Consider the following 26,696-nt stretch of genomic DNA (forward strand, 5'->3'; position numbering starts at 1 on the left):
AAACCCTAAATAAACAATTAGGTATTATGACATTTACGAATTTTATCAAACGACCGGTATTGTCAACGGTTATATCAATCTTCTTTGTACTCTTGGGTATAATTGGATTGATATCACTGCCTATTGAACAATATCCGAATATTGCTCCTCCTACGATTTCTATTCAGACATTTTACCAGGGAGCTGATGCCCAGACTGTATTGAACTCTGTTATTACACCGTTGGAGGAAAGTATCAATGGTGTTGAGAACATGACTTATATGGAGTCAACAGCAACCAATGCTGGTATGGCAATGATTACTGTTTACTTCAAGCAAGGAGCAGATCCTAACATGGCAGCTGTGAACGTGCAGAACCGTGTATCACAAGCACAGGCGCTGTTGCCTGCTGAAGTAACACGTGTGGGTGTGACGGTGTCAAAGCGTCAGAGCTCAAATGTGGTGATGTATTCTCTTACGACAGATGATGGACGATATGATGATGAGTTCCTTACGAACTATAACAATATCAATATCGTACCAATGTTGAAGCGTATCAATGGTGTCGGCGACGTACAGACACCTGGTATGAAAACTTACTCCATGCGTATCTGGCTATATCCTGATAAGATGAAGCAGCATAAGCTTGTTCCATCAGATGTTTCTATGGCTTTGGCTGAGCAGAATATCGAGGCTGCACCGGGTTCGTTTGGCGAGCAGAGTAATCAGAAGTTTGAATATACTATGCGTTATAAGGGTCGTCTAAAGACCCCAGAGGAATATGGTAATATCATTATCTCAAGTAATACTAATGGGCAGACCGTTCACTTGCGCGATGTGGCAAAGGTTGAGTTAGGTGGTTTGCAGTATTCTGTTATGATGAAGAACAATAGTCGTCCTGCTGTTATTGGTATGATTAATCAGGTTGCTGGTTCTAATGCTACACAAATTGCAGATGACGTGAAGACAGCCTTGGCGGATGCTCAGAAGCAGATGCCACCAGGTATGAAAGTTACTATTGAGCAGGATGTTACCGAGTTCCTCTTTGCTTCTATTGAAGAAGTACTCTTTACCTTGGTAATTACGCTTTTGTTGGTATTCTTCGTTGTGTACATCTTCTTGCAGGACTTCCGCTCTACGGTTATTCCAATGATTGCCGTACCAGTGGCTTTGATAGGTACCTTCTTCTTCCTTTGGGTATTTGGTTTCTCCATCAACCTATTGACACTTTCGGCATTGCTGTTGGCGATTGCGATTGTGGTCGATGATGCCATCGTGGTCGTTGAGGCTGTACATGCAAAACTTGATTTAGGTTATAAGAGTGCGTTGACCGCTGCTATTGATGCGATGAACGAAATCTCTGGTGCTATTATTTCTATTACTTTGGTAATGGCAGCTGTATTCGTGCCTGTATCATTTATGGGTGGAACCTCTGGTACATTCTATCGTGAGTTTGGTGTGACGATGGCTGTGTCTATCGTTATCTCTGCTTTGAATGCTTTAACATTATCTCCAGCACTTTGTGCTATCTTCTTGAAACCACATAGCAAGGATGAGGAGCATAAAAAGCTGTCACGTATTGACCGCTTCCACATGGCTTTCAATACGCAGTATGACAAGATTAATAGTAAGTATCAGACGGTTGTAGAGAAGATTATCAATCATCGTTGGATTTCGAGTGTTACGGTCATCTTGGGTATTGTAGCACTTGTTGTTACAATGAAATTCACCCAGACTGGTCTTGTTCCAAATGAGGATACAGGTACATTGTTTGCAATGATCAGTATGCCACCAGGTACATCACAGGCTGAGACTCAGAAGGTGACTGACCAGATTGATAGAATGTTGGCAAGCAACCCCTATATTGAGCGTCGTGAGCAAATTGTAGGTTACAACTTCATGGCAGGGCAGGGTTCTAACCAGTCAACCTTTATTATTAAGTTAAAGCCATTTGCCGAGCGTGAGTATGGAATGATAGATCGTATTAAGTCTGTCTTTGATGGCGCAGGTATAGCTGGTTTGTTTATTGACCCGACATCGTCTAATATGATTTTGGGTATGATATACAAGCAGACTGCAAGTATCAAGGGAGCACAGATTATTGCTTTTGGGCCACCGATGATTCCTGGTTATGGTCTTTCAAATGGTGTGTCATTTGTATTGCAGGATAAGACGGGTGGCGACCTTAATAAGTTCTATAAGGTAGCACAGGATTATTTGGCTGCATTGAACAAGCGTCCAGAGTTTAGCCGTGCACTGACCACCTATAACCCTAACTATCCACAGTATATGGTTGACGTCGATGTGGCAAAGGCAAAGCAGGCAGGTACTTCGCCTTCTGCAATCCTCGCAGTATTGCAGGGATATTATGGTGGTATGTATGCATCAAACTTTAACTCTTATGGTAAACTTTTCCGTGTTATGATTCAAGGTACGGTTGAGAGTCGTATGAGTGAGGATGGACTGACGAATATCTATGTAAGAACTACTGGCGGGATGGCACCTGTAAGCGAGTTCTGTACATTGAAGCGTGTTTATGGTCCATCAAATATCACACGTTTCAACCTCTTTACCTCTATCGCAATCAGTGCTACACCAGCTGATGGTTATTCTTCTGGTCAAGCTATTCAAGCAGCTGAGGAGGTTGCAAAACAAGTATTGCCACAGGGTTATGGTTATGAATTCTCTGGTCTGACTCGTTCAGAGAAAGAAGCATCTAACTCAACAGCAATGATCTTTGTTCTTTGTATCGTTTTCGTTTACCTGATTTTGAGTGCGCAGTATGAGAGCTACATTCTTCCATTGGCAGTAATTCTATCTATTCCAATCGGTTTGGCTGGTGCATTTATCTTCACGATGATCTTCGGGCATAGTAACGACATCTATATGCAGATCTCATTGATTATGTTGATTGGTCTGTTGGCAAAGAATGCCATCCTTATCGTAGAGTTTGCTCTTGAGCGTCGTCGTACGGGTATGGCTATCAAGTATGCAGCAATCTTAGGTGCTGGTGCTCGTCTTCGTCCTATCCTTATGACTTCACTTGCGATGATTATCGGTTTGTTGCCTTTGATGTTTGCAAGTGGTGTAGGTCGTAATGGTAACCAGACATTGGGTGCTGCTGCTGTCGGTGGTATGCTTATCGGTACACTCTGTCAGGTGTTTGTTGTGCCAGCTCTGTTTGCCTTCTTCCAGTACCTGCAGGAGCGTGTTAAGCCTCTCGTATTTGAAGATGAGGCAAGCCGTGATGTTATCAAGGAACTTGAGCAGTTCTCAAAGGGACTTGCAACGGATTATAAGATAGAAGAGTAGACACTAATAAAGGAATAACAATGAAAAAATTAAATATAATCATCATAGCTCTTGCAGGCTTGTCACTGACAGGCTGTAAGAGTCTCTATGGCAATTACGAACGTCCTGACGTTAAGACGAATGGCATTGTTCGCGACCCTGTTGATGACAAGGCAACACTTGAAGGTGCTAATGACTTCGGTAATCTGCCATGGCGTAGTGTCTTCACTGACCCACATCTGCAGACACTCATAGAGAAAGCTCTTAATAATAACCCTGACTTGCTCAATGCTGCACTGAACGTAGATATTGCTGAGCAGCAGGTTAAGGCGGCTAAGTTGTCATTCTTGCCGTCAGTTGCTTTCGCCCCAACAGGTACGATTTCCCATTTCGGTACGCATACATCATCAACACAGGCTTATACGCTTCCAATCTCAGCAAGCTGGGAGGTAGACCTTTTTGGTAAGCTTCGTTCTACTAAGAAGTCTGCTCAAATGGCGTTAATGCAGGTACAGGACTATAAGGTTTATGCACAGACAAACCTCATCGGTAGTGTTGCAAACCTTTATTATACACTCTTGATGCTCGACCGTCAGAAGCAGATAGTTGATAATATGTTGGGCCTAACCAAGAATACTTGGGATGTGATGAAACTGCAGATGGAGTTCGGTCGTGCTCGTTCAACGAGTGTACAGAGTGCTGAGGCTGCTTTCTATAGTGTTCAGACACAGGCTGCAGACATTCGTCGTCAGATTCGTGAGACAGAGAATACACTTAGTTTACTTCTTGGTGAGCCTGCTCAGACGGTTGCACGTGGAAGTCTTGAGAACCAAAGTTTACCCGCTAACTTCGCTGGTGGTATCGGTGTAGAGTTGTTGAGTAACCGTGCTGATGTTCATGCTAACGAAATGGCTTTGGCACAGTGCTTCTATAATGTTCAGACAGCTCGCAGCCGTTTCTATCCTTCATTGACCATTTCACCTACTGGTGCATGGACAAACAGTGGCGGCATGGTAAACCCAGGAAAACTTCTTTTAAGTGTTGTAGGTAGCCTTACGCAACCTATCTTTATGCGTGGTCAATTGGTAGCAGGATTACGTGTTGCAGAGGATAAGTATAAGCAGGCATACAATACATGGCAGAATAGTATTCTCAAGGCTGGATCTGAGGTGAGCAACGCACTTGTTGCTTACAATGCAGCTACTGAAAAAGAGCAGTTGCGTAAACAGCAGATTGATGTCTTGAATAAGAATGTTGAGCACACACAGATGCTCTATACACAGAGTTCAAGTACTTATCTTGAGGTTATCACCGCACAGCAGAGTCTACTTAATGCTGAGATTTCACAGGTTCAGGAGCAGTTTACAAAGCTTCAGTCGATTGTCAATTTGTACAAGGCCTTGGGTGGAGGTGCGAAGTAATTCAGAATTCATAATTCAGAATTATTCTGTGCAAAGTTCTCATTAGTACGTCATAATTATGATTACCGACATAACTGATAAGTCTATCCTTGAAGGTGATTGTCGGTAGATACTGAAAAAAATAATATTTAAGATTATGAGTAGCGAAATTAGTCCAAAAGCTGAGATTTCTCCAAAGGCAAAGATTGGAGACGGCTGTAAGATATTCCCATTCGTATATATAGAGGATGATGTTGTCATTGGTGATAACTGTGTCATCTTTCCCTTTGTGAGCATCTTAAACGGTACTCGTATGGGTAACGGAAACAAGGTTCATCAAGGTTCAGTACTTGCTGCTTTACCACAAGACTTCGAGTTTGTGGGTGAGAAGAGCGAACTGATTATAGGTGATAATAATATAATTCGAGAGAATGTTGTCATCAATCGTGCTACACATCGTGGTTGCAAGACTGTTCTTGGTTCAAACAACTTCTTGATGGAAGGTGCACATATCAGTCATGACACTGTCGTTGGTGACCGTTGTGTCTTTGGTTATGGTGCAAAGGTAGCTGGTGATTGTCACATTGGTACTGGTGCTCTTATCTCGTCCAATGTTGTTGAAAAAGCCAATACTCGTGTTGGTGAGTATGCTGTTGTACAAGCTGGTACAACCTTCTCTAAGGATGTCCCTCCTTATGTTATTGCTGGTGGGTCACCTATTAGTTATAATGGTGTAAATACAACTATCAGCAAGACTGCAGGTGTTGACGAAAAGGTAATCAAACACATAGCGAATGCTTATCGTCTGTTATTCCATGGTCAGACTTCGATTTTCGATGCTTGTATCCAGATAGAACAGCAGGTGCCAGACTCACCTGCAATCCGTAATATCCTCGAATTCGTACGAGGTACAGAAGAAGGAATCATCAGTAAATTATAATTTTCATACCTATAAATTTTTGATGATGGGAGAGCAAGCTGTGAGGTTAGCTCTCCTTTTTTTATTCGTTTATTAGATATGGGTTAAACTGAAAGCTTGATTTGGGCTTATGTTTCCCGTAGATAAGGTTTTGAAAAATCATGACATAAATTTGGGTAAAATAGCATCAAATAAAGGCAAAAACACGTGTAAAAAGTAAGTTTGCAATCAACAGGGAATCAGTTAGTTACAAAGTAGTAAAGTAAAAGGTGCTTAATTGGACTTCAAAAGGGCGTTAGTTAGACCTCAAAAGGGCATCTTTTGCAAGTCAATTAGGCGTCTTTTAGAAGCCAAAAGAGTATGTATTGTGATTGTAGTATTAGGAAAATTTATGACATTTCAGAAGGCTCTGTAGGTTCCTGGTAATGCAAGTAACCCTCAACAGAACTTAAAGTAATTTGTTTTATAAGTAAGAGAAACGGAGGATTTATACATTCGTTAAAATAAAATGGGCGCATCTGAAGTGCGTCCATTATGTTTGGTTGATACTTTCGTATTGGATATTTTTTCTATAATAGGAATCTTTCCGTGATAGGCATATTAAGAATAGAGAAACGTTAATATGATGCTGTGCAAGGGATTCCCAATGCGATGACACGATCACGGATGGCATCTAATTCTTCGTGTGTCGCCTTTTGTAGGTGTTGGTCGGGCGTCTCACGATCGATGGTGTATATCATTACTTCACGTGGAGCAATCTCTTTGATTGTCTCAAGCCACGGTGCAACAAAGGCTTCAGTTGTATTGTCAACATTATATCCGTCTTCCGTTGTCCCTTTCATAAACATTGTTTGGATAATTGCTTGTCCGTTGAAAGACTTGATATCTGCAATGATTCTGTTTACATCATAGGAAGGCTGCGTTGGGCGGTCTACTTTTTTGATATACTCGGCATTGATTGTATCGAGTTTCAAGATGTTGTTATCTACCTTTGATAAAGCCTCATGAATTTTCGGACGATGGATGAACGTAGAGTTACTGAGGACGGAAATCTTTGCTTGTGGGCAATATTTGTTACGTAGGCGGATAGTGTCGTCAATGATTTCATCAAAGTGTGGGTGGGAGGTAGGCTCGCCATTACCTGCAAAAGTCAATACATCAGGGTGAATATTCTCTTGTTGCATCTCCTTTAGCTTTGCTTCCAAAGCCTCTGCAACACGCTCACGGGTAGGGTGGGGTGTCTTTGTGCGGTGGTCTTTGTTGAATCCACATTCACAGTATATGCAGTCGAAAGTGCATATCTTGCCGTCTGCAGGCATTAGGTTGATACCTAATGAAATACCAAGGCGGCGGCTGTGAACAGGTCCAAATATAGGGGATGGATAGATAATCGTGCTCATTAAATATTTATTTTATAACAACAAAGGTAAGTATTTTTGTTGAATGTTATGTTGTTTCTTATAAAAAGAAAAGAATAAAGAGACATATACCTTAATGCAAAAGGTTTCATCTTGATAAACTTCCCCTTCTGTTTTAGCCTATCTTTCTCATTGTGTTGCGGTCTTTCTCACCATTGTAAAATATTTTTAGAACTTCTGCAAAGATATCATTTGGACTAATAGTATCGAACAATGTCATTGAGGATTTTAGCTTTAAGGCATCAACATAGCTACCCATGAGATGTTCTATCTTTCTATCTTTATGCGTTAGTAGGGTGCTGGTTATTTCGCGTAATCGTTCATTCAAGCATGAGTTTGCAAGGAATGTACGGGCTTCGTCAGTATCTGCCAAGCCGTAGTATTGTGAATAGGCACTATGTCCAAGTCCTTTTAGTTGTGGGAAGATATACCATATCCAGTGAGAGGCTTTATGCCCTCGCTGCATTTCTTCCAACGCTCGTTGGTAGGTGTTGTCAGCATTCTGAGCCTTGATAAATCTTTCAATGTGGAAAGGGTCGGGGATCAGTGTGCCAATACTTTCTTCAAACTTACAGAGAATAGTTCGCAAGTCAGGTGTCAGAAGGGCATAACAGTGAGTGGCAAGTTTTTGAGGAAGACCATAAAAAGTTTGTGCAATACTTCCAGCCATCGCTGCTAACGTGTCTGAATCTCCACCCAATGAAACTGCAATTCTTATTACATCTTCAAAGTCCTCACCTTTCAAAAAGGCTAAAATAGCAGCAGGGACAGTCTTTTGACAAGTCAGATCAGTGGTGAGAGCGGGCCAGATATCATCTAATTGCTGATTTAAATTGTACTTGTAGTCCTCCTCTATATAAGCCTTTATCTCTGCTTTCGTAGCTCCTGTGCGAGCAAGATAAGTTGCGGCAGCAATTGCTTTAGCACCTTTGATGCCTTCTGGATGATTATGCGTAACCTCTGCAGAGATTGTAGCAAGTCTTAATGTTTCCTCTAAACTCTGTGCATAGAAAGCAATAGGACTGACCCGCATTGCCGAGCCATTGCCATAGCTGTTATAAGGCTTTGGATGACAATCATTCAGCCATCGCTTGAAACCTCCGCCATACCCAGCGTTAGGATATCGTTTTCCTAAGCTTTGCATTCGCTGTACAAGTCCTTCTTTGCTGTGTTCTTTGTCTTCTGTCAGCCATTTTGCAACAGCCAAAGTCATCACAGTGTCATCTGTAAACCTACTCATTGGTGTGAAAAGAGGAAAGTTCTTTTGCTTTTTGTTCTGGAACTCATATACTGAGCCAATGATATCTCCAATGATTGCTCCTAACATAGTTGTTCTTTTTACTTGCTTAGTGTTTTGTAGTAGAAGTTATTGCTTTAACTCATCTTCAGCCCACTTAGACACTAAGCTTATTCATGGTTGAGTTATTTAAATCAATTCTTCTTATTAGATGCAAATATAAACAAAAAGTAGCATAATAAGTAACCTATATGATAAATAAAAAGAAGTTTATCTCTTTTTAAGACGAAAAGAGGCGGCTATCCGTTGTGGATTGCCGCCTCTTGGTTTATGATTAGTAAAAGAATTAATCTTTACTCTCACGCTTACGATCATTATGATCGAGCGTAATCTTACGCATACGAATGTTCTTTGGAGTTACCTCAACATATTCGTTACCCTTAATGTACTCAAGACATTCCTCAAGGCTCATCTCAGTCTTAGGGATAACGCGTGCCTTCTCGTCAGAACCAGATGCACGGACGTTGGTCAACTGCTTTGCCTTAGTAACGTTAATGACAAGGTCATTGTCGTGAACATGCTCACCAACAACCTGTCCGCCATAAACCTCCTCACCTGAATCGATGAAGAACTTACCACGATCCTGTAGCTTGTCAATTGCGTAAGCGTAGGCAGTACCAGCCTCCAAAGCAATCATTGAACCATTTGTACGTCGTACAATTTCGCCCTTAAATGGCTGATAATCTTTGAAGCGGTGTGCCATGATAGCTTCACCCTGACTGGCTGTCAATACGTTGGTACGCAGACCAATGATACCACGTGAAGGGATTTCAAAGGTGATATTCACACGCTCACCTTCTGCATCCATACCAAGAAGTTCGCCCTTACGACGAGTTACCATATCAATCATCTTACTTGAGAAGTCGGTAGGAACATTGATTGTCAACTCTTCGATAGGCTCACACTTTTGGCCGTCAATCTCCTTGTAGATAACCTGTGGCTGACCTACCTGCAACTCATAGCCCTCGCGACGCATAGTCTCAATGAGAACAGAGAGGTGAAGTACGCCACGTCCACTAACAATCCACTTGTCCATTGAGTCCTCCATAGGAAGTACACGGAGCGCAAGGTTCTTCTCAAGTTCCTTGCTCAAACGGTCACTGATATGGCGAGAGGTACAGAACTTACCTTCCTTTCCGAAGAATGGAGAGTCGTTGATGGTGAAGAGCATACTCATAGTAGGCTCGTCAACAGCGATTGGTGGCAGTGGTTCAGGATTCTCAAAATCAGCGATAGTATCACCAATTTCAAACTTCTCTAAGCCGATTACTGCACAGATATCGCCTGAATCAACGGCATCAGTCTTCTTATGTCCCATACCCTCAAAGGTATGTAGTTCCTTAATTCGTGTGCGTTCCTGTGAACCATCACGGTGACAGATAGTAATATTCTGTCCGTCCTTCAATGTACCACGGTGTACACGACCAACAGCGATACGTCCAGTATAGCTTGAATAGTCCAAAGATGTAATCAACATCTGTGGTGTTCCTTCAATCTGCTTAGGCGCAGGGATGGCCTCAATAATGAGGTCGAGCAGATATTCAATATTATCTGTTGGCTTCTTCCAATCCTCACTCATCCAGCCGTTCTTAGCTGAACCATAGACAACTGGGAAGTTCAACTGATCTTCTGTAGCGTTAAGATCGCACATAAGATCGAACACCATCTCATATACTTCCTCTGGACGACAGTTTGGTTTATCAACCTTATTGATAACAACAACAGGTTTCAACCCCAGTTGTAAGGCCTTTTGCAGCACAAAACGTGTCTGTGGCATAGGTCCTTCAAAAGCATCTACGAGCAACAGACAGCCGTCTGCCATGTTCAGTACACGCTCAACCTCACCACCAAAGTCAGAGTGACCTGGTGTGTCGAGAATATTGATTTTTACTCCTTTCCAATTAATACTTACATTCTTACTCAGAATTGTTATCCCTCGTTCGCGCTCCAAGTCATTAGAGTCGAGAACTTCTCCGCTGTTGTCTTGTCCGTCACGGAAAAGTTTTCCAGCGAGCATCATCTTGTCAACCAAGGTCGTCTTACCATGGTCTACGTGCGCAATAACTGCGATGTTACGAATATCTTGCATTTAAATATCTTAAAAAGCTTACGCTAAATTTATGCTGCAAAATTACGAATAAAAAATGGAAAACGTTTGTGGTTCCAATAAAAAGTTGTAACTTTGCACAGCATTTTCGGAACGTCCGATGCATTTGATGTCGTAACCCGTTGTGATTAAGGCGGCTAACGACGGAAAGATGTAATTGCAAATCACATTAATCAAAACAAAATTATGTATTTAGACAAGACAAAGAAGGCAGAAATCTTCGCACAGTATGGTAAGGGTCAGAGCACAACAGACACTGGTTCAGCTGAGAGCCAGATTGCACTTTTCTCTTATCGTATCAAGCACTTGACAGAGCATGTTAAGAAGAACCGTAAGGACTACGTTACTACTCGTTCATTGACACAGCTCGTAGGTAAGCGTCGTGCATTGCTCGATTACCTCTACGATCGCGACATTGAGCGTTACCGTGCTATCATCAAGGCTTTGGGTCTCCGTAAGTAAGATTTCTGAAAGCAAAAAAATAAAAGGTAAGAAAGTCAAAGTTGGTTTATCCATACTTTATTTTCTTACCTTTTTTCTTTTCTTCTTATACTATCTATATGGACTTTTTAAAGATAGTATTTCTCTTTGTTCGGACTCATATTAAAGTTTCTTTTTATCAGAATCCTTAATCTATAAACGTTCTAAAGCTTAATGGTACGTGTTGAATTTTCTTTACATTGCTTCTTGGTGTTTTAGCTTTAAATGAACGATAAAGTAAGGTTTTGTACGCTTTTATAACTGTCTTGTTATGAGAAGGTTACACGAGTGGTTGTGAAAAGGTGCTTAATAAGACTTCAAAAGGGCGTTAGTTAGACTTCAAAAGGGCATCTTTTGCAAGCTTATTGGGCGTTAATTCGAATGCAATTGAGCCTTAATAAAATTCGGTATAGTGAAAAATGTTTACAATAGTGTTGGTGATTATGTTTCTTTTTGCCTTTTCAGAAAATCGGTCATTGCGTATTATGAGATAATACACAATGACCGATTTAGTTTTTGATGTTTTTGTACGTGTTTGAAAACTCAATATTATCTGTATCTGTTATACGGATAGTCAATTCCTATTTCTTAATCACTTTCTTACCATCAATGATATAGATGCCAGCTGGGAGTTCTTCCCAAGTCTGCGATAGGCGAATACCTTGTAGTGTAAAGATATTTTTTGCGGTATTTTTGTTGTAATTAATCGGATTGATTCCAGTAGGAGTGTTTAACTCACTGATGGTGTTGAAGACGTTACGTAGTGCAAGGGGGGTCCATGTATCTTGTCGTTGTCCGTTTCGCTCAAGCTCTAAATGTATTTCGTATGAATGGTTAGGTTCTAACAGCGAAGCAGAGAATGTGATACGTGTTTCGGCTGCATTGTTGTCTACATCACAAGGAAGATAAACATTATGAGCTGTTCCTAATTCAATCCACTTGTTACTTGTCAAATCAAGAAGACGATAATGGATTGGACCGCGGTAGCCATTCTTAATCTGATAGCCAGATACTTTTGAATGTACTTGCAGACTGATATTCTTTATCTTATCGAGATTGAAGGTGCTATAATTAGCGTATGCATTATCAACATAGTAGTCAAGGAATGTTAACTCAATATTTCCATTATTGATATATGGTAATACTTCAATCTCAAATGGCTCTTTCATGTCAATAGGAAGAATGGTTTCTGTTCCTTTTCGATTGACCTTTATAGATAGTGTAACGTTATATTTACCTTTTGGAAGGTTACCTAAACTTGGTTTGTTGTAATATAGTGGAAGCATATTAATGACAAAGGTAGTTCGTCCAAGACGTTGTGCAACAACGTTTGGAGTAAGTAGATAACCATTATATTCTTTCTTTGTCTCTTGATTTGTAAGTGTCATCACAAGCTCACCACGCACCTCTTCACGTCCAGGGTTGTACATCGTGAAACTGAATGCACCTTTAAATCCAGAACCTTCATAGTAGGGTGCAAGTAGACTTGGAGCCTTCTCAATTACAACCACATCCTTAGGATTATTTGTGTTGATGTGAACAGCATCTGCAGTGAGTTTTACCTCTATTTCATTAGCATGATTGATTGGCTTCCAGTCACCGTGTTCCTTCGTCTTGATATCGAGCATCTCAGAGAATACTGGTACCAAACGGTAGTTTCCGTCAGCAATACCCTTAAAGTTAATATCAGCAACATCAAATGACATGGCAGTAAAGATGGATACCCATGTTTGGTCGCCAGCAGTTGAATCAAAGATTTTTACTCGTTCGTTCTTATCATTATAAAGGGCAAGTGCTACCTTTCCTGAGAATACGCCAAGTTCACCTTTAACTGAACTATATGAGCCTAACCTCTCAATCTTTGCACTGAAACTTTCAGAACGGCTTGCCTCTGTCTTGTCCATAGTGAATGAAGTGGTGGTTCTTGCGTCCAATCCACGCTCTATATCCTTAAAAGGTACTGCCTTACCATCGTTAGGATGGGCAAAGACAACTGAGATGTCGTCCCAGAATGTTCCGCTATTGAGAGCAAAGCCTGAAACATTAAGGGTAACTATGTTGATGTCGAAGTATCCATCGTTTTCACCTCCCCAGCCCCAGTTGGTATGAATGAGTCCCTGCTCGTCATATCCATCATAAACAAAGGCATGAGGACCACCTACTACTAAGACCGGATATCCGTCTGAGATTTCTTGCATTACCTCATTGAGGAACTCATTGGCTGGAAGGAAGTTTTTATCAAGATAACGCACAGTATAATCAAACTTGTCTCGAAGTGCATTGCAGGCACGCTGTAGATTTGAGTCACTTCCTTTAATGTAGTATCTCATGTGGACAGCCTTACCAATATCATACATCAACACGCCAACAGCCTGTCGAGATTGTTCCGTTCTCATCTTATTAGTCGTGTTCTTCATCTCATCCCACCAATAAGTAGCACTCTTCTTAGCATCATCACCAGTTGATGCTATATAATCTTGTGGTCGATTCTTAGGCCATTTATTGTAGAACATCACTTGTGCTGTGGCTGTAGCAACGCAACCAGTAGGTGTATGCTGTCCATTACTTAGTGGGGTGTACTTATTAAATGGGTCATACTGGCTCCACTTACAAGTAAGCAATGGTTCTACCTTTCGTTTGATAGGACGCTGTAGGGTTGTAGTTGTAGCTTTAGCGCGCACCTCCTTTACTACACGTTCATATTCTTTTAAGAATAGTTTGAAGTATGGGGGCTGATCGTTGGGGTTTTCTATCATCTTATCTCCATAACCCACGACCTCGTTGAGTTTACTTTCTCCAGAGATAATAACGAATTTCTTATCGTTTGGATTTGTAAAGATGTAATAGGCTGGTTGCTCATCGGCTTTTGATGAGCGGGTTTTTGGAGTATTATCCGATAGCTTTGGATTGTTGATGTATTTAGTTGCAATACTCAAAGCGCGTGCTTTGGTGATGGGTTCTGCGTTAGCAAGTAGAATGTTTGTAAACGCAGTTAGCACTAATAATAAAGTTCTTTTCATTTGTTTATCTTATTAGTCAATTATATTGGTTTGTTATATTTTATGTCAGGGTTGTGTAAGTTTGAGAATACTAAAAACGAATAGATTTAGTTTGTTTTATGACATGAGATACTCTAATCTTCCCATATCTCCTTTAAGGGAAGCATCACAAAGTCACGTTCCTTCATCAAAGGGTGGGGGATGATAAGGTCTGGTTCGTTGATATTTAACTTGTCATATAGAAGAATGTCAATGTCTATGATGCGGTCTGTATATTGTGCATTGATAGATTTCTTAACTCTTCCCATCTCTTTTTCTATGACTTGTGTAGCCTCTAATAACTGTCGTGGAGCAAGAGAAGTAGATACACATACGCAGGCATTGAGGAAGAGGTTAGGACTCTCAAATCCCCAAGGCTCCGTTTCATGGAAAGAAGATTGGCGCAAAACTGTGCCAATCTTTTCTTCTATCCGTGCTATCGCCTCATGCATGATGGCTTTTCTATTGCCAAGATTTGTGCCGAGGGATAAGTAGACTGTATGCATCTTAATCGTTGAGAATCAACAATGAGTCGCCGAAACAACCAAACTTATAACCATTCTTTACAGCCATATCGTATGCTTCCATAACAAGGTCATAGCCACCGAAAGCTGCTGTTTCCATCAACAAGGTTGAATATGGATGATAGAAGTTAACTAACATAGAGTCAGCAAAGCCAAAGTTATAAGGAGGGAAGATGAACTCATTGGTCCAACCATCATACTCCTTCAACATACCATCAGTACCAACGGCTGTTTCTGTAGCCTTAACAACACTCGCACCGACGGCACAAAGGTGATGTCCAGCTTTCTTTGCACCATTAGCGATACGACAAGCATCAGCGTTGATGTGCATTTCCTCTGAATCCATCTTATGTTTTGTAAGGTCTTCTACTTCAATGTCGTGGAAGTTACCCAAGCCACAGTGTAATGTGATGAATGCTTTTTTGATTCCCTTAATATCCATCATCTTCATCATGTGTTCAGAGAAGTGGATGTTTGTACCTGGTGCAGAAACAGCGCCTTCGTTCTTTGCAAAGACAGACTGGAAATGTTCCATGTCGTCAGCTGTTGCGTGTGCAAACTCTTCTCCGTCCTCTTTTGGACGATTATCAATGATGTATCGTGGTAATGGAGCTTCTCCCAATGCAAACAATTCACGCTTGAACTCATCGTGAGGACAGTCATAGAGGAAACGAAGAGTACGGCCACGTGAGGTTGTATTATCAATAACCTCAGCCACCATTGTGCCAGACTCGTCAAAGAAAAGCTTGTTTCCAATACGAATCTTACGTGCAGGCTCAACCAATACGTCCCAAAGGCGCATCTCCTGATTTAACTCACGAAGAAGGAATACCTCAATCTTAGCATCAGTCTTCTCCTTTGTTCCATACAGACGAGCTGGAAATACCTTAGTGTCATTGAAGATAAAGGCATCACCCTCATCAAAGTAATTGAACACATCTTTGAAACGGATGTAGTCCTCTTCCTTTGGTTCGCCATTAACCTCACCCTTAAACATGTCAATCTTACCAGACTTACGGTGTAACACCATCAGTCTACCTTCGTCACGACGTGTAACGGTAAAGGTCTGTGTGCTGCCATCAGTACGAGTCAGTACACGTTCAGATGAATGTGGATATAAGGCTACCTGCTCTTTTGGCAAGTTGAATTTAAACTGTGAAAGCTTCATATTTCTAATTTGGGGAGTTTGTTATTTTTCTATTGTTTGTTGTTGGAGCCATGTGTCAAACTGGTCATAATTGACGCAGTCTTCCACTCTTACGTTTCCAACACGTGTGCGGCGCAATGCTGTAAGATAGGCTCCGCTATTCACTGCACGACCCAAATCGCGTGCTAATGCACGGATATAAGTACCTTTACCGCAGACTACACGAATTGATAGTTGCATCTTCTCTGCATCGAAGTCTAATACTTCTATCTCATCAATGCGAATGTTCTTAGGTTTTAACGTTACATCCTTGCCCTTTCTACGATAGTCGAAAGCACGTTTACCATCTACCTTAACAGCGCTATATGTTGGTGGAATCTGCTCAATATCACCCACAAACTGTGGTAGTGTTGCATCGATCAGTTCTCTTGTGATATGTTCTGTCGGGAAGGTTTCATTCACTTCATGCTCCATATCGTAGCTCGGTGTCGTAGCTCCTAACTGTAGAGTAGCTGTGTATTCCTTTGTATGTGTCTGCAAGGTTTCAATCTGTTTTGTCATCTTACCCGTAGCAAGGATGAGTACTCCTGTAGCCAAAGGGTCTAATGTACCAGCATGACCAATCTTAACCTTTCCGTCATTAGCTTGTGTGCAAAGGTAACGTACATGTGCCAATGCTTTGAAACTGGTAATTCCGTAGGGCTTATCAATAGGGATGATTACTCCTTCTTTGAAGTTCATTAGGACGATAAATATATAAGATTAGTCAACCATATTCAGTGGAATATCACAGAGCAGCATTATAATGATGATAACGCCAACGATGATACGATACCAACCGAACCACTTGAAACCATATTTTGCAAGGAAACTTACGAACCATTTCATTGCTAACAAAGCAACGATAAATGATACGACACAGCCTACAGCGAGCATTATAAGGTTATGAGCAGACGCCCATGTGCTATCACCTTTTAATAAATCAAGCAGGTCAAGCAGTGTTGCGCCAGCCATAGTAGGTACTGCAAGGAAGAAAGAGAACTCTGCTGCACGCTTACGTGTCAATCCATTTGCCATACCACCAACGATAGTTGCCATAGATCGGCTTGTGCCAGGGATAACCGATAAGCACTGGAAAAAACCAATACTTAATGCACGTTTCTCTGTTACCTGGTTTTCTTCTTTTCCTTTGTTGAAAATCTTGTCACAGAAAAGCATGAATATACCACCCACAACAAGCATGATAGCTACAACCCAAACTGAGTCGAGTAGCCAGTCAAGTAGTCCACTCTTTTTAGCTGCCAAGCCTATGATGACTGCTGGTAGGACACCAATAAAGAGTAACCAATAGAACTTTACTGGGTGGATAAGCCTTTTGAAGGCGCTCTTCTCATCTGCTGGTACTGGTGAATGGTCAATTTGGAAAAATCTCTTCCAATACAGACATACAACAGAGAGGATAGCACCAAACTGTATGATGAAGGTAAAGGCATGCACAAACTCGTCACCTGATGGTACACCTAAAAGATTCTGTGTGATAATCATGTGACCAGTAGATGACACAGGAAGGAACTCCGTCAGTCCTTCAACGATAGAGATGATAATCGTTTGTAAAAGTGTCATTATTCCTCCACTTCTTTAGTTTCTTTCGGCTGATAGAGGATAGCACCAATGATAGAGATAAAACCAATAAAGGTAACAATAGGTGCAATCGTGATATGGCGTGCACTGAAGATGTCTGGATCAAATACGGTTTCTGTAGATGTTCCACCACTCATAAGGATAAAGCCGAGAATAACAACGGCTATACCTATAGCCAACAAAATAAAGTTGGTCTTACCAAAAGCTAAATTTCTTTTGTCCATATTATTTTTTTGAGGAGTTCAAGAGGCTGGCATTGAGAAGCTAAAGAACTTAGTTGGTGTTAAGAAGATGTTTCCTTATCCATCTAAAAGTACTCTTACTCCCTTATTTCCCCTTTTTACTGTTCCTTTTAAATCTTATATAAGTCACCTGCCTTCATACGCAGGAACTTGTTTACTGACAACCATGAGCAGAAGGTGGCAATAATCACACCAAAAGCTAACATGACTATTGCTGTGATAACCAAAGCCTCCCATGACAATACTTTCGTAATCTCAGGCTCATAATCATAGAGGAAACACATTCCAATACCCAAAACTACGATAGCCAACAGGGCAGAGACAAGTCCTTCCAATACCGCACGACGCAAGAATGGAGCACGGATGAAATTCCATGATGCGCCAACAAGCTTCATTGTGTGAATTGAGAAGCGGCGTGCATAGATACTTAATCGAATAGTGTTGTTAATCAGAGAGAATGATACGATGGTGAGCAAAACAGCAATAACCAATAGTACCAAACTAATCTTACCCAAAGTTTGATTTACACTTTCTACCAGACTCTGTGGATAAGTGATGTCGCTCACACCACGATAGGTACGCAACTGCTGAACAATATTGCGAATAGAGTCATTGTTGGCATAGTTTGCCTTCAACTGTACTTCTATCTCACCCGTAAACGGATTCTCACCTGCAAATTCGGCAGGGTTGGCACCTAATTCGCGAGTTCCTTCCTTCAATGCCTGCTCTTTACTGATAAAATTAAGGCTATTGATATAGTGCAAGTTGCGAATACGCTGACAAAGAGCAGAACTCTCTTCCGTATTCATATCGGGCTGGAGAATCATTGTAATAGTCAGATTCTCCTTTACATAAGAACTAAGATTGCGACTGGTAAAGCCTGTAAGTACAACCATACCAATCAGCATCAGCACCATAGCTGTACTGATACATAGTGTGACAACCTGCAGGCTATGACGACTGCGGGCTTTGTTTCTTTTTTTTGCCATTTCTTTAATAAGGTATAATACACCAAAGTTGTTGCAAAGATACTGCAAAATAAGATAATGACAAAGGAAATTATACTTTATTTAGAGATAAAAGGTGAAACTTGTGAGCATATTACTATGGAAGGGAAGGTAGGGGAGATATGCTCGAAAGTTTTAAAATAATTACGTTGTGTTTTTCTTTCAACCGCCATAGAGGCATTTAATATCTTTATTTTATGCATATAAGTAGGCTAAGTTTAAAGGTGATATTTTCCTGTTTTGTAATAAAAAACTCATGCTTGAAAATAAAAAGATGCTCTTTAAGACTCTTAAAGACGCCCAATTGGCTTCTAAAAGGTGCCCTTTTGAGGTCTTATTAACGCCCTTTTGAAGTCCAATTAAGCACCTTTTGCATTGTGGCTTTGCAACTATCTGATTTGTATTAAGTTACAAAGATGCTTAAAAAGGATGTTTTTTATCTTTTTAGATGAATGTTTTAAGAAATGATGTAAATAATTTTCGCAGCTCTTAATACGGTGAAACTGCTGTTGTGTTTCCGTATAAAATATTTATAAATCGTATGTGCTTTGCAATAAAATCATGCAAAATACGTTTAACATATATAGTTTTAACAAAATAAATTGCAAAACCTATGAAACGAATAGCTATTCTAATCGTATTAGTTACATCAACTTTGGTGTCAATGGCACAGAATAAACCAGGTACATGGTCAGTGATACCGCATGTTGGAGTGTCAATTTCTTCTTTGTTAGGTGGGTCTGGTATTTATGAAGTTGCTGACAATGAGGTTGTTGAGGTTAAACCCCATGCATTATTAGGCTTTATTGGCGGAGCAGATGTGATGTATCAAGCATCAGATGTTGTTGGCGTTTCAGCTGGTTTATCTTTTGTTCAAGCAGGTTGTAAGTTTAAAGATGATAAAGAGAAGAACTCTGTAGTATATAATCGTAATTTGCGAATGAATTATGTTGCTATGCCGATTTTAATCCATAGTTATCTATTACCGGGGTTTTCTGTAAAGGCAGGTATAGAGCCAACTTTGTTACTTGGTGCAAGAAGTCATGAAGTACAACAGTCGTTTGATGTGGATAAAGAGGGTAAAAAGTCTAACTTCTCTGAGGATGAGTTTACCATTGATGTGAAGAAGGGGATGCGCAATATAGGTCTTTCTATACCTATTGGCGTCAGCTATGAGTATGAAAACGTTGTGTTAGGAGCGTTATATCATGTGGGCGTATTTAATATTTACAAGGTAGGGGACTCTTCTCGCAATAGTGTGATTGAGCTATCAGTAGGTTATAAACTTAATCTTTAGTACGACTTATAAACTTTTTTCTTTTTCAAAAAGCGTTAAATTCCCGATCGGTTTCAAAAAGCATTAACCCCCAATCGGCTTGTATGATTTCGTTTCATAGTGAAGTGGAAAGAAGTTGTCTGTGCGAATAATTACTTGTAACAATTAAGTTTTTTAGCAAATAGGACTGAAAATTAAAAAAAATGCAGTAAGTTTGCACATTATATTAATGTATGATGAAACGGAACTTTTTAATCACATTGTTTCTAATAATGGGCTTGGGTGCTATGGCTCAAGTACATCATCCTATCTCTGTTCGTAGCGATGAACGGCCGTCAATGGATAAGATACAAGCGTATATCGATTCGTTAAATTCGCTGAAAGATAGCGTGTTTACAAGTAAGAATCCAAAGGGTAGACGTGAGCAGAGGCTACGTCGAAATGACATGCGATTGTTTATGCCACTGACCTATTATGGTAATGTGGCTGAAGGTTTGTTCACACGTGATAGAAAAGAAAACCCAGTTCTGTCAGAGTTGATGCACCTTTATTTGACACGTCCTGACCTTGTGCAGGGGACTGATCGAATGGTACAGCAACAGCAGACGAAGTTAGATGATATTAAAACGCCAATACATCATGATGCAACATTGGTAGAGAAGGTGACTGAGCGTCCTGTTGAGCCAACAACTGTACCAGTAGAAGTCATGGTGAAGCGTCCTAATTTCTGGACGATAAACGGTGATTATGCCTTGCAGTTCCTGCAGAATTACGTTTCAGGAAACTGGTATAAAGGTGGTGAAAGCAACTATTCTGCGTTGGCATCATTGGTTATGCAAGCCAATTACAACAATAAGCAGAAGGTGAAGTGGGAAAACCGATTGGAGTTGAAGTATGGTATGCAGAGTAGCCGTTCAGATTCTTTGCATAGTTTCAAGAGTACAGAGGATTTGATTCGTCTTACTTCTAAACTTGGTTTGCAGGCAACAAAGCGTTGGTATTATACGGTGCAGTTTGTTGGTAATACGCAGTTTAGCTACTCTTATCGTTCGAATGATCCAAAGGTTTATTCAGCTTTTGCGGCTCCATTGAACATAAACCTCTCTATCGGTATGGATTACTCGGTAGATTGGATGAATCATCGTTTGAAGGGTAATTTCCATTTGGCTCCATTGGCTTATAATATGAAGTACACTCGTATGTTAGAGTTAACTCGTCGTTTGGGCATCAAGGATGGTAAGCATTTCTTGCATGACTTCGGTTCTGAGTTTACTGTTGATTTGGAATGGAAGTTGATGGAATCGCTTACTTGGAAGACACGATTGTATGGATATACTACGTATAAGCGTACAGAGTTGGAATGGGAGAATACATTCACCTTCCGATTCAATCGTTATATCTCAAGTCGTGTGTTCATCTATCCTCGCTTTGATGATGGTGTTCGTCGTGATAATGACCATGCTTTCTGGCAGTTGAAGGAGTTTGCTTCTATCGGATTCCAATATAGCTTTTAATAGATAGCTCCTTGTTATAAGACTAATACTCTTTTAAAAATGCTTGTTGTCAGTGTTTTTCTAAGTGTAGAGGAAATTTTCAAGCTAAGCCCTATTTAAAATTTTGCAGATTAGAAACTTATAATATCTTTCAATCCCCTTCTCTTTTAGAGAGGGGGATAGTATGTTTTATTATAACTTATTTCTTTTACTTTTTTTATATTCAATTGGCTTTGAGATTCGATAAATTTATGTACATTTGCAGCGTAATCAATATTAATACCTTTTTTATGTAGAATTTGTTGAGTGCACATTTGTGAAGAGATCTAATTCTTTTAATAAGTTAATATCAAAAATAATAACAATAAAGACTAATCAATGAAGTATCATCAACACATGTTTAGAACTTTAAGAAGCTTGCCTTCTTTGGTGTTTCTGACAGCTTTTATCTTGATGATTTCGTGGAGTTCTCCTGCTTCTGCACAGACGCCAGGAAAGAAGTTCTCGATTTCGTTTAAGGATAAGAGTGTTGCTCAGATTTTGGATTTCATTTCTACAAAGGGAGACTACAAGATTAATTACTCAGACGATGTTAAGAACGACACATTGCTTCTTACCATCTCGTTTGAGGATGTAGACGAACTGAGTGCTGTGGAAAAACTATTGTCTCATTCTTCTTTCGTCTACAATATTGACGGAAAGGTGATTGATGTGTTCAAAATGAAGAACGCAACGCAGGGACAATACACAATTCGTGGTACTGTAAAAGACAAAGATGGATTGGGTGTGCCTTTTGCTATTGTGCAGATTAAGGGTACGTCGCAAGGTGTTACTGCCGATATTGATGGTAACTTCTCTATGCCTGTAGAAAAAGAGGAGGGAACGGTTACAATCTCCAGTGTGGGCTATGACGCTAAAACACTGAAGTATCATACTGGTAAGGCAATGAATGTTATCTTGACTTCTTCAGCTATTGCAATGGGTGAGGTTACGGTTGTTGCATACGGTAAGCGTAATACACGTGAGCAGGTAGGTGCTATTGCTTCTGTGAAAGTTGAAGATTTGCAGAAGGCTCCAACCGCAAGTATTGAGAACCTCTTGCAAGGCCGTATGGCAGGTGTGGATGTAAGCAATCTCTCAGGTTCACCTGGTGGTGGTGGCTCTCGTATTACAATTCGTGGCTTCAGTTCTCTTAATCAGAAGGGTATCAATGATGGTTCTCCACTCTATGTGATTGATGGTATTCCAGTGTCAAGTAGTGCTGGAGATGCAACAGGTGGTATTAACCCATTGTCAGGACTTGATCCTTCAAGTATTGAGTCTGTACAGGTTCTCAAGGATGCTGCTTCTGCTTCCCTCTATGGTTCACGTGCAGGTAATGGTGTTATCCTTATCACTACGAAGAAAGGTAAGTCTGGACGTTCTGAGGTTAGCTTCAATGTGTCACAGTCTCTCTCTTGGTTACCAAGTACACCAATGCAGACACTTGGTAAGGGTGAGCGTGATATAGCTCTTCTCCTTGCTAAAAGCCAGAGAGGTGCGCATTATGACTACATTACAGATAAGTTAGTTTATCCTGGTTCTTATAAGGATTCATACGGCTGGGATGCTGATAATGATGGTGCGTATGACTATTTGTGGCGTAACGGTAAGGTGTTGGATTCAGAACGTCGTCTGCCAGGTATTGCACAGGACTCACTTAATACCTTTTATAATAACAGAACAAACTGGTGGAAGTATGCCTTTCGTGTAGGTAGAGTTACAAAAGCTGATATGTTGTTGGCTGGTGGTACGGATAATATTAGATATATGGTTAATGCTGGTGTCTATGATGAAACTGGTATTATGATTAGTTCTAATTTCCGTCGTTTCAGTTTGTTGAGTAACCTTGACTTCAACTTGTCAACAAAGTTGAGTGCATTCACACGTATCAACCTTACATACGCTACGCAGAAAGCAGGAGCTGATGGAGGTCGTGTGCAGGGATTGACATTTGACCCGAAACGTACATCGACTCTCTTGCCAGGTAAGGGTAGTACTGCTGAACAAGTGGCGTTGAGACAGTTGAAAGATATTGATAAGACCAACTCGAACTATAATGTTCGTCTGAGTGTTGGCTTGAACTATAACATCTTGAAGGGTTTGAAGTTCTCTTCTACTTATTCACTTGACCATTACTTCACACGTGTGTACACATTCACACCTGATTACTTGAAGTATGATAAGAAGTCTGAGGTGCAGGCTTCTAACATTGCAATGACGAATGTTCAGACTGAGAATATCCTTACTTATAACCTCGCATTGCCAAGTGAACATAAGTTGGAGTTGATGGCTGGTATGACTTATAACTATGATTTGTTGCAAAATTTAAGTGGTACAGCAAAGGGTGGTCCTACTAACTCTATCAAGTATGCTGGTGAGGGCTGGCCTTCACTCTTCAATGATGGTGGAACGGTAAGAGCTGCACAGAGCTTCCTTACGAATCAGCAGGAGCAGTCATTGCTCAGTTTCTTGGGTCGTGCTGCTTATAGCTATAAGAAACGTTATATGGCAGAGCTTTCTATTCGCGCAGATGGTTCAAGTGTGTTCGGTAAGGATGTACGTTGGGGAACCTTCCCTTCTGTAGGCCTTGGCTGGGCATTCAGTGAAGAACGCTTTATGAAGAAGTTCTGGTGGTTAAGCTTCGGTAAACTCCGTGCTTCTTGGGGTAAGTCTGGACAGAAGTTTCAGGAGCCTTACTTGGCTTTAGGTGTGATGGAGGAGAGTAACATCTTTAATGGTTCGTTAGGTCTTATCCCACAATCTATGGCTAATAAGAAGTTGACTTGGGAGGAGAGTGATCAGTATGACCTCGGACTTGACTTGCAACTCTTGGATTATCGCTTGAAGTTCAAACTTGATTATTACTATAAGTATTCAAGTAAGTTGTTGATGCAGTCTTATTTGCCAGGTAATGTCTTCCTTGCAACAAATATGTGGGACAATGCTTCTGCTATCTCTAACGAGGGTATTGAGTTTGAGGCTCAATATGATGTTATCCGTAAGAAGAATTGGAATTGGAGTGTTGGTTTTAACCTCTCTCACAATAAGAATATGCTGCGTAAGACATACAATGGTGAAGACCTTAATGATAAAGTCTTAGGTCGTCCTGTTTATGGTATTTATACTTTCAAGGATGAGGGAATCGTTCAGAAGGAGGAAGATATCCCAATGTATCTCAATGCGTCTGGTAAGCAGATTCCTCTTTACTTCCAGTCTATTAACAATCCATTGCGTGTGGGCGGAAGAAAGATTAAGGATCAGAACTATGATGGTGTGATTGATGATAAGGACCTCTACTATGCTGGTAGTACACTTCCTGCAGTTTATGGTGGTTTGAATAGCCATCTGGAATGGAAGGGTTTGAGCTTTGATGTACTCTTTAGCTATACTATTAGCCGTAAGGTAATGAATATGTATAAGAACAGTGCTTTCACCTTTACAAAGGACTTTGGTGTTATTATGAACTACTTCCATTCTGGTGACTTCTGGACTACAAGCAATAGAGATGCGAAGTATCCATCACTTGAGTTCGCTGATAAGGATTATGTTGGACAGTTTGATGGTAACGTAGATTCTAACATTGAGAATATTAGTTTCTTACGTCTTAAGCAGTTGGTTATTGGCTATCAGATACCTAAGAACTGGTTGAAGGGTTCTTTCATTAAGGATGCTAATGTCTATCTCAGTGGTGAGAACTTGTTCTTGCTTACCAATTATTCAGGAGTAGACCCAGAAATTATCAACCCTTACTCTGGTAAGGACGATGGAACACAGTATCCATTGAATAGAAAAGTTACTTTGGGCCTCAACTTAAAATTCTAAGAGAAATGAAGAAGATTATAATGCTCTCAATATGTGGTTGTCTTCTGTCCTCTTGCAGCCTTGACTTGCAGCCAGAGAACGGATTGACTTACAGCAACTCGTTCAATACAGAGAAAGAGTTGAATGCAACAACCACTTCTATTCTATATTATATCAACACTGTCGTAGGTAACAACTACGTTCTTTCAACAGCAGGCATGAAGGCTGACGAAATACTCGATGGTAAGCAGTTACGCCAGTGGAATCCACGTACTGTGATTACAAGCGAGTATTCTTGGAAAGGTCTTTACGACATTATCTTTGAAGCTAACCTTCTGCTTGATAATATAGATAAGACAAAGGACTTGACAGAAGACCGTCGGAAGTATCATGTAGGACAAGCAGAATTTGCTCTTGGACTATCTTATTTCCTCTTGGCACAACGATATGGTGAGGCAATCATTACAGAGAATTCTACTGAGATAAAGCCTTACTCTTTGTCTTCTCAGAGTGATGTACTCAATGCTGCAATAGAACATGCAAAGAAGGCATTAGATATTTTGCCTACATGGGATAAGTTGACGGATTTGAATGGTGTGGCAATTACTAATCGTCAGACGGCTTCAAAGGGTACTGCCGCTGCCTTGCTTGCACAGATTTATGCGTGGAAGGGTAGTGTAACAGAACTTTATAAGTTGCAAGGTAATGCACAGGAAGATTATCAGAAGTCTATCGATTACTCAACACAACTTATCGCTGGTCAGGTTGGTAACTATCAGCTATGTTCTTCTCCAGAGGAACTCTGCACGTATTTGTCTAATGAGAAGTCTCCTAACCCAGAGGTAATCTTTAGCTTGTACTTTGACAAGACACGCTCAGAGAATGTTGTTTCACCTAATGAGGTGGCACAGAACTTTGTTAGTTGGCCTGTTAGAGAAGACCAGACCTTGGCTGATTTGCCTTCAAGCAGTATCTATCAGCTTTATACTTCAACAGTAGAGTCTCTCTTCCCTGATGCTACTGATCAGCGTTTGCAGGCATTCTTCTATGAGTGGGGTACCTCACATGAGGTAGATGGAACAGACTATGCTATCATGTATAAGTTCAGAAAAGCAATTATGGATGCCGATCAATATTCTGCAAGTGGTAAGACCTATCGTACGGTAGATGCTAATTATGTTTACTGGCGACTTGCTGATTTCTATCTGTTGAGAGCTGAGTGCTATCAAAAGTTAGGTAATGAAGCAAAGGCTATTGCTGACCTCAATGTGATTCGTTCGCGTGCTGGTGCGCTTTCTTATCCATCAACATACGATACAGAGGGCTTGAAGAAAGCTATCTTCCGTGAAAGAGAGAAGGAGTTTATTGGTGAGAATGATGCACGTTATGCAGATGTTATCCGTAATGGCTACGTGAAAGAAGAATTGCAGGGTAAGTTCCTTTTGCTGACTAATCAAGACATTCAGGGTGGTGCACTCTTCCTTCCACTTCCAAAGGATTCATGGCAGGATAAGGATGGACATATTATTAATACCCAGTTGCGCCAGAAGCCTTATTGGCAGGCTTATAACTAATATTGGGTAAGGGATGTCACA

The 26,696-nt window shown here is 40.6% G+C and carries 18 protein-coding genes; 8 read left to right on the plus strand and 10 right to left on the minus strand.

The annotated features are described in order from the left end of the window. Window positions 1-26: 26 nt before the first annotated feature. The 3 genes from PMEL_RS02535 (at window position 27) to lpxA (ending at window position 5,609) form a co-directional block, all read left to right on the plus strand. A complete protein-coding gene (locus PMEL_RS02535) occupies window positions 27-3,290 on the plus strand; it encodes an efflux RND transporter permease subunit (protein WP_120173822.1) in 3,264 nt (1,087 codons plus the stop codon). Between the two features lie 20 nt (window positions 3,291-3,310). Then, complete coding sequence (locus tag PMEL_RS02540) at window positions 3,311-4,690, plus strand: efflux transporter outer membrane subunit (RefSeq protein WP_120173823.1); 1,380 nt, start codon at window positions 3,311-3,313, stop codon at window positions 4,688-4,690. A gap of 136 nt (window positions 4,691-4,826) precedes the next feature. After that, window positions 4,827-5,609, plus strand: a complete 783-nt coding sequence (gene lpxA / locus PMEL_RS02545; protein ID WP_120173824.1) for an acyl-ACP--UDP-N-acetylglucosamine O-acyltransferase — start codon at window positions 4,827-4,829, stop codon at window positions 5,607-5,609. Between the two features lie 596 nt (window positions 5,610-6,205). On the opposite strand, the gene PMEL_RS02550 is transcribed toward lpxA, so the two are convergent. The 3 genes from PMEL_RS02550 to typA all read right to left on the minus strand — a co-directional run bounded on the left by PMEL_RS02550 (window position 6,206) and on the right by typA (window position 10,392). Further along, on the minus strand, window positions 6,206-6,988 hold the full coding sequence (locus tag PMEL_RS02550) for a radical SAM protein (RefSeq protein WP_120173825.1): 783 nt from the start codon (window positions 6,986-6,988) through the stop codon (window positions 6,206-6,208). A 133-nt stretch (window positions 6,989-7,121) separates the two neighbouring features. Further along, a complete protein-coding gene (locus PMEL_RS02555) occupies window positions 7,122-8,333 on the minus strand; it encodes a DUF1810 family protein (protein ID WP_120173826.1) in 1,212 nt (403 codons plus the stop codon). 256 nt (window positions 8,334-8,589) lie between these two features. Further along, window positions 8,590-10,392: a translational GTPase TypA gene (typA, locus tag PMEL_RS02560; RefSeq protein ID WP_120173827.1), complete on the minus strand. Its 1,803-nt coding sequence runs from the start codon at window positions 10,390-10,392 to the stop codon at window positions 8,590-8,592. 204 nt (window positions 10,393-10,596) lie between these two features. Here typA and rpsO point away from each other — a divergent pair, with 204 nt between their 5' ends. After that, entirely contained in the window at window positions 10,597-10,872 is a 276-nt protein-coding gene (gene rpsO, locus PMEL_RS02565) for a 30S ribosomal protein S15 (protein WP_120173828.1), read from the plus strand. Window positions 10,873-11,471: 599 nt separating this feature from the next. Here rpsO and PMEL_RS02570 read toward each other — a convergent pair. The 7 genes from PMEL_RS02570 to PMEL_RS02600 all read right to left on the minus strand — a co-directional run bounded on the left by PMEL_RS02570 (window position 11,472) and on the right by PMEL_RS02600 (window position 18,471). Then, a complete protein-coding gene (locus tag PMEL_RS02570) occupies window positions 11,472-13,910 on the minus strand; it encodes a C10 family peptidase (protein WP_120173829.1) in 2,439 nt (812 codons plus the stop codon). 113 nt (window positions 13,911-14,023) lie between these two features. Next, the gene (gene folK, locus PMEL_RS02575; protein WP_120173830.1) at window positions 14,024-14,434 is read right to left on the minus strand and encodes a 2-amino-4-hydroxy-6-hydroxymethyldihydropteridine diphosphokinase; all 411 of its coding nucleotides are present in this window, start codon (window positions 14,432-14,434) and stop codon (window positions 14,024-14,026) included. 1 nt (window position 14,435) lies between these two features. Continuing rightward, the gene (locus PMEL_RS02580) at window positions 14,436-15,620 is read right to left on the minus strand and encodes an S-adenosylmethionine:tRNA ribosyltransferase-isomerase (protein WP_120173831.1); all 1,185 of its coding nucleotides are present in this window, start codon (window positions 15,618-15,620) and stop codon (window positions 14,436-14,438) included. Between the two features lie 21 nt (window positions 15,621-15,641). Continuing rightward, the gene (gene truB, locus PMEL_RS02585) at window positions 15,642-16,340 is read right to left on the minus strand and encodes a tRNA pseudouridine(55) synthase TruB (RefSeq protein ID WP_120173832.1); all 699 of its coding nucleotides are present in this window, start codon (window positions 16,338-16,340) and stop codon (window positions 15,642-15,644) included. 21 nt (window positions 16,341-16,361) lie between these two features. Next, window positions 16,362-17,222 (minus strand): undecaprenyl-diphosphate phosphatase, encoded by an 861-nt coding sequence (locus PMEL_RS02590; protein WP_120173833.1) that lies wholly within the window; start codon window positions 17,220-17,222, stop codon window positions 16,362-16,364. Continuing rightward, window positions 17,222-17,464, minus strand: coding sequence for a DUF3098 domain-containing protein (locus tag PMEL_RS02595; protein WP_120173834.1), 243 nt, complete (start codon window positions 17,462-17,464; stop codon window positions 17,222-17,224). Before PMEL_RS02595 ends, PMEL_RS02590 begins: the two co-directional genes overlap by 1 nt. Window positions 17,465-17,592: 128 nt before the next feature. Then, complete coding sequence (locus PMEL_RS02600) at window positions 17,593-18,471, minus strand: cell division protein FtsX (RefSeq protein WP_120173835.1); 879 nt, start codon at window positions 18,469-18,471, stop codon at window positions 17,593-17,595. A gap of 631 nt (window positions 18,472-19,102) precedes the next feature. On the opposite strand from PMEL_RS02600, the gene PMEL_RS02605 reads away from it, so the two are divergent. The 4 genes from PMEL_RS02605 to PMEL_RS02620 all read left to right on the plus strand — a co-directional run bounded on the left by PMEL_RS02605 (window position 19,103) and on the right by PMEL_RS02620 (window position 26,675). Further along, window positions 19,103-19,786, plus strand: coding sequence for a porin family protein (locus PMEL_RS02605; RefSeq protein WP_120173836.1), 684 nt, complete (start codon window positions 19,103-19,105; stop codon window positions 19,784-19,786). Between the two features lie 215 nt (window positions 19,787-20,001). Next, window positions 20,002-21,279: a DUF3078 domain-containing protein gene (locus tag PMEL_RS02610; RefSeq protein WP_120174617.1), complete on the plus strand. Its 1,278-nt coding sequence runs from the start codon at window positions 20,002-20,004 to the stop codon at window positions 21,277-21,279. Window positions 21,280-21,636: 357 nt separating this feature from the next. Beyond that, window positions 21,637-25,122: a SusC/RagA family TonB-linked outer membrane protein gene (locus PMEL_RS02615; RefSeq protein ID WP_120173837.1), complete on the plus strand. Its 3,486-nt coding sequence runs from the start codon at window positions 21,637-21,639 to the stop codon at window positions 25,120-25,122. A gap of 5 nt (window positions 25,123-25,127) precedes the next feature. After that, the gene (locus tag PMEL_RS02620; protein ID WP_120173838.1) at window positions 25,128-26,675 is read left to right on the plus strand and encodes a RagB/SusD family nutrient uptake outer membrane protein; all 1,548 of its coding nucleotides are present in this window, start codon (window positions 25,128-25,130) and stop codon (window positions 26,673-26,675) included. Window positions 26,676-26,696: the final 21 nt, after the last annotated feature.

The sequence above is a fragment of the Prevotella melaninogenica genome (genome assembly GCF_003609775.1).
Lineage (GTDB): Bacteria > Bacteroidota > Bacteroidia > Bacteroidales > Bacteroidaceae > Prevotella > Prevotella melaninogenica_A.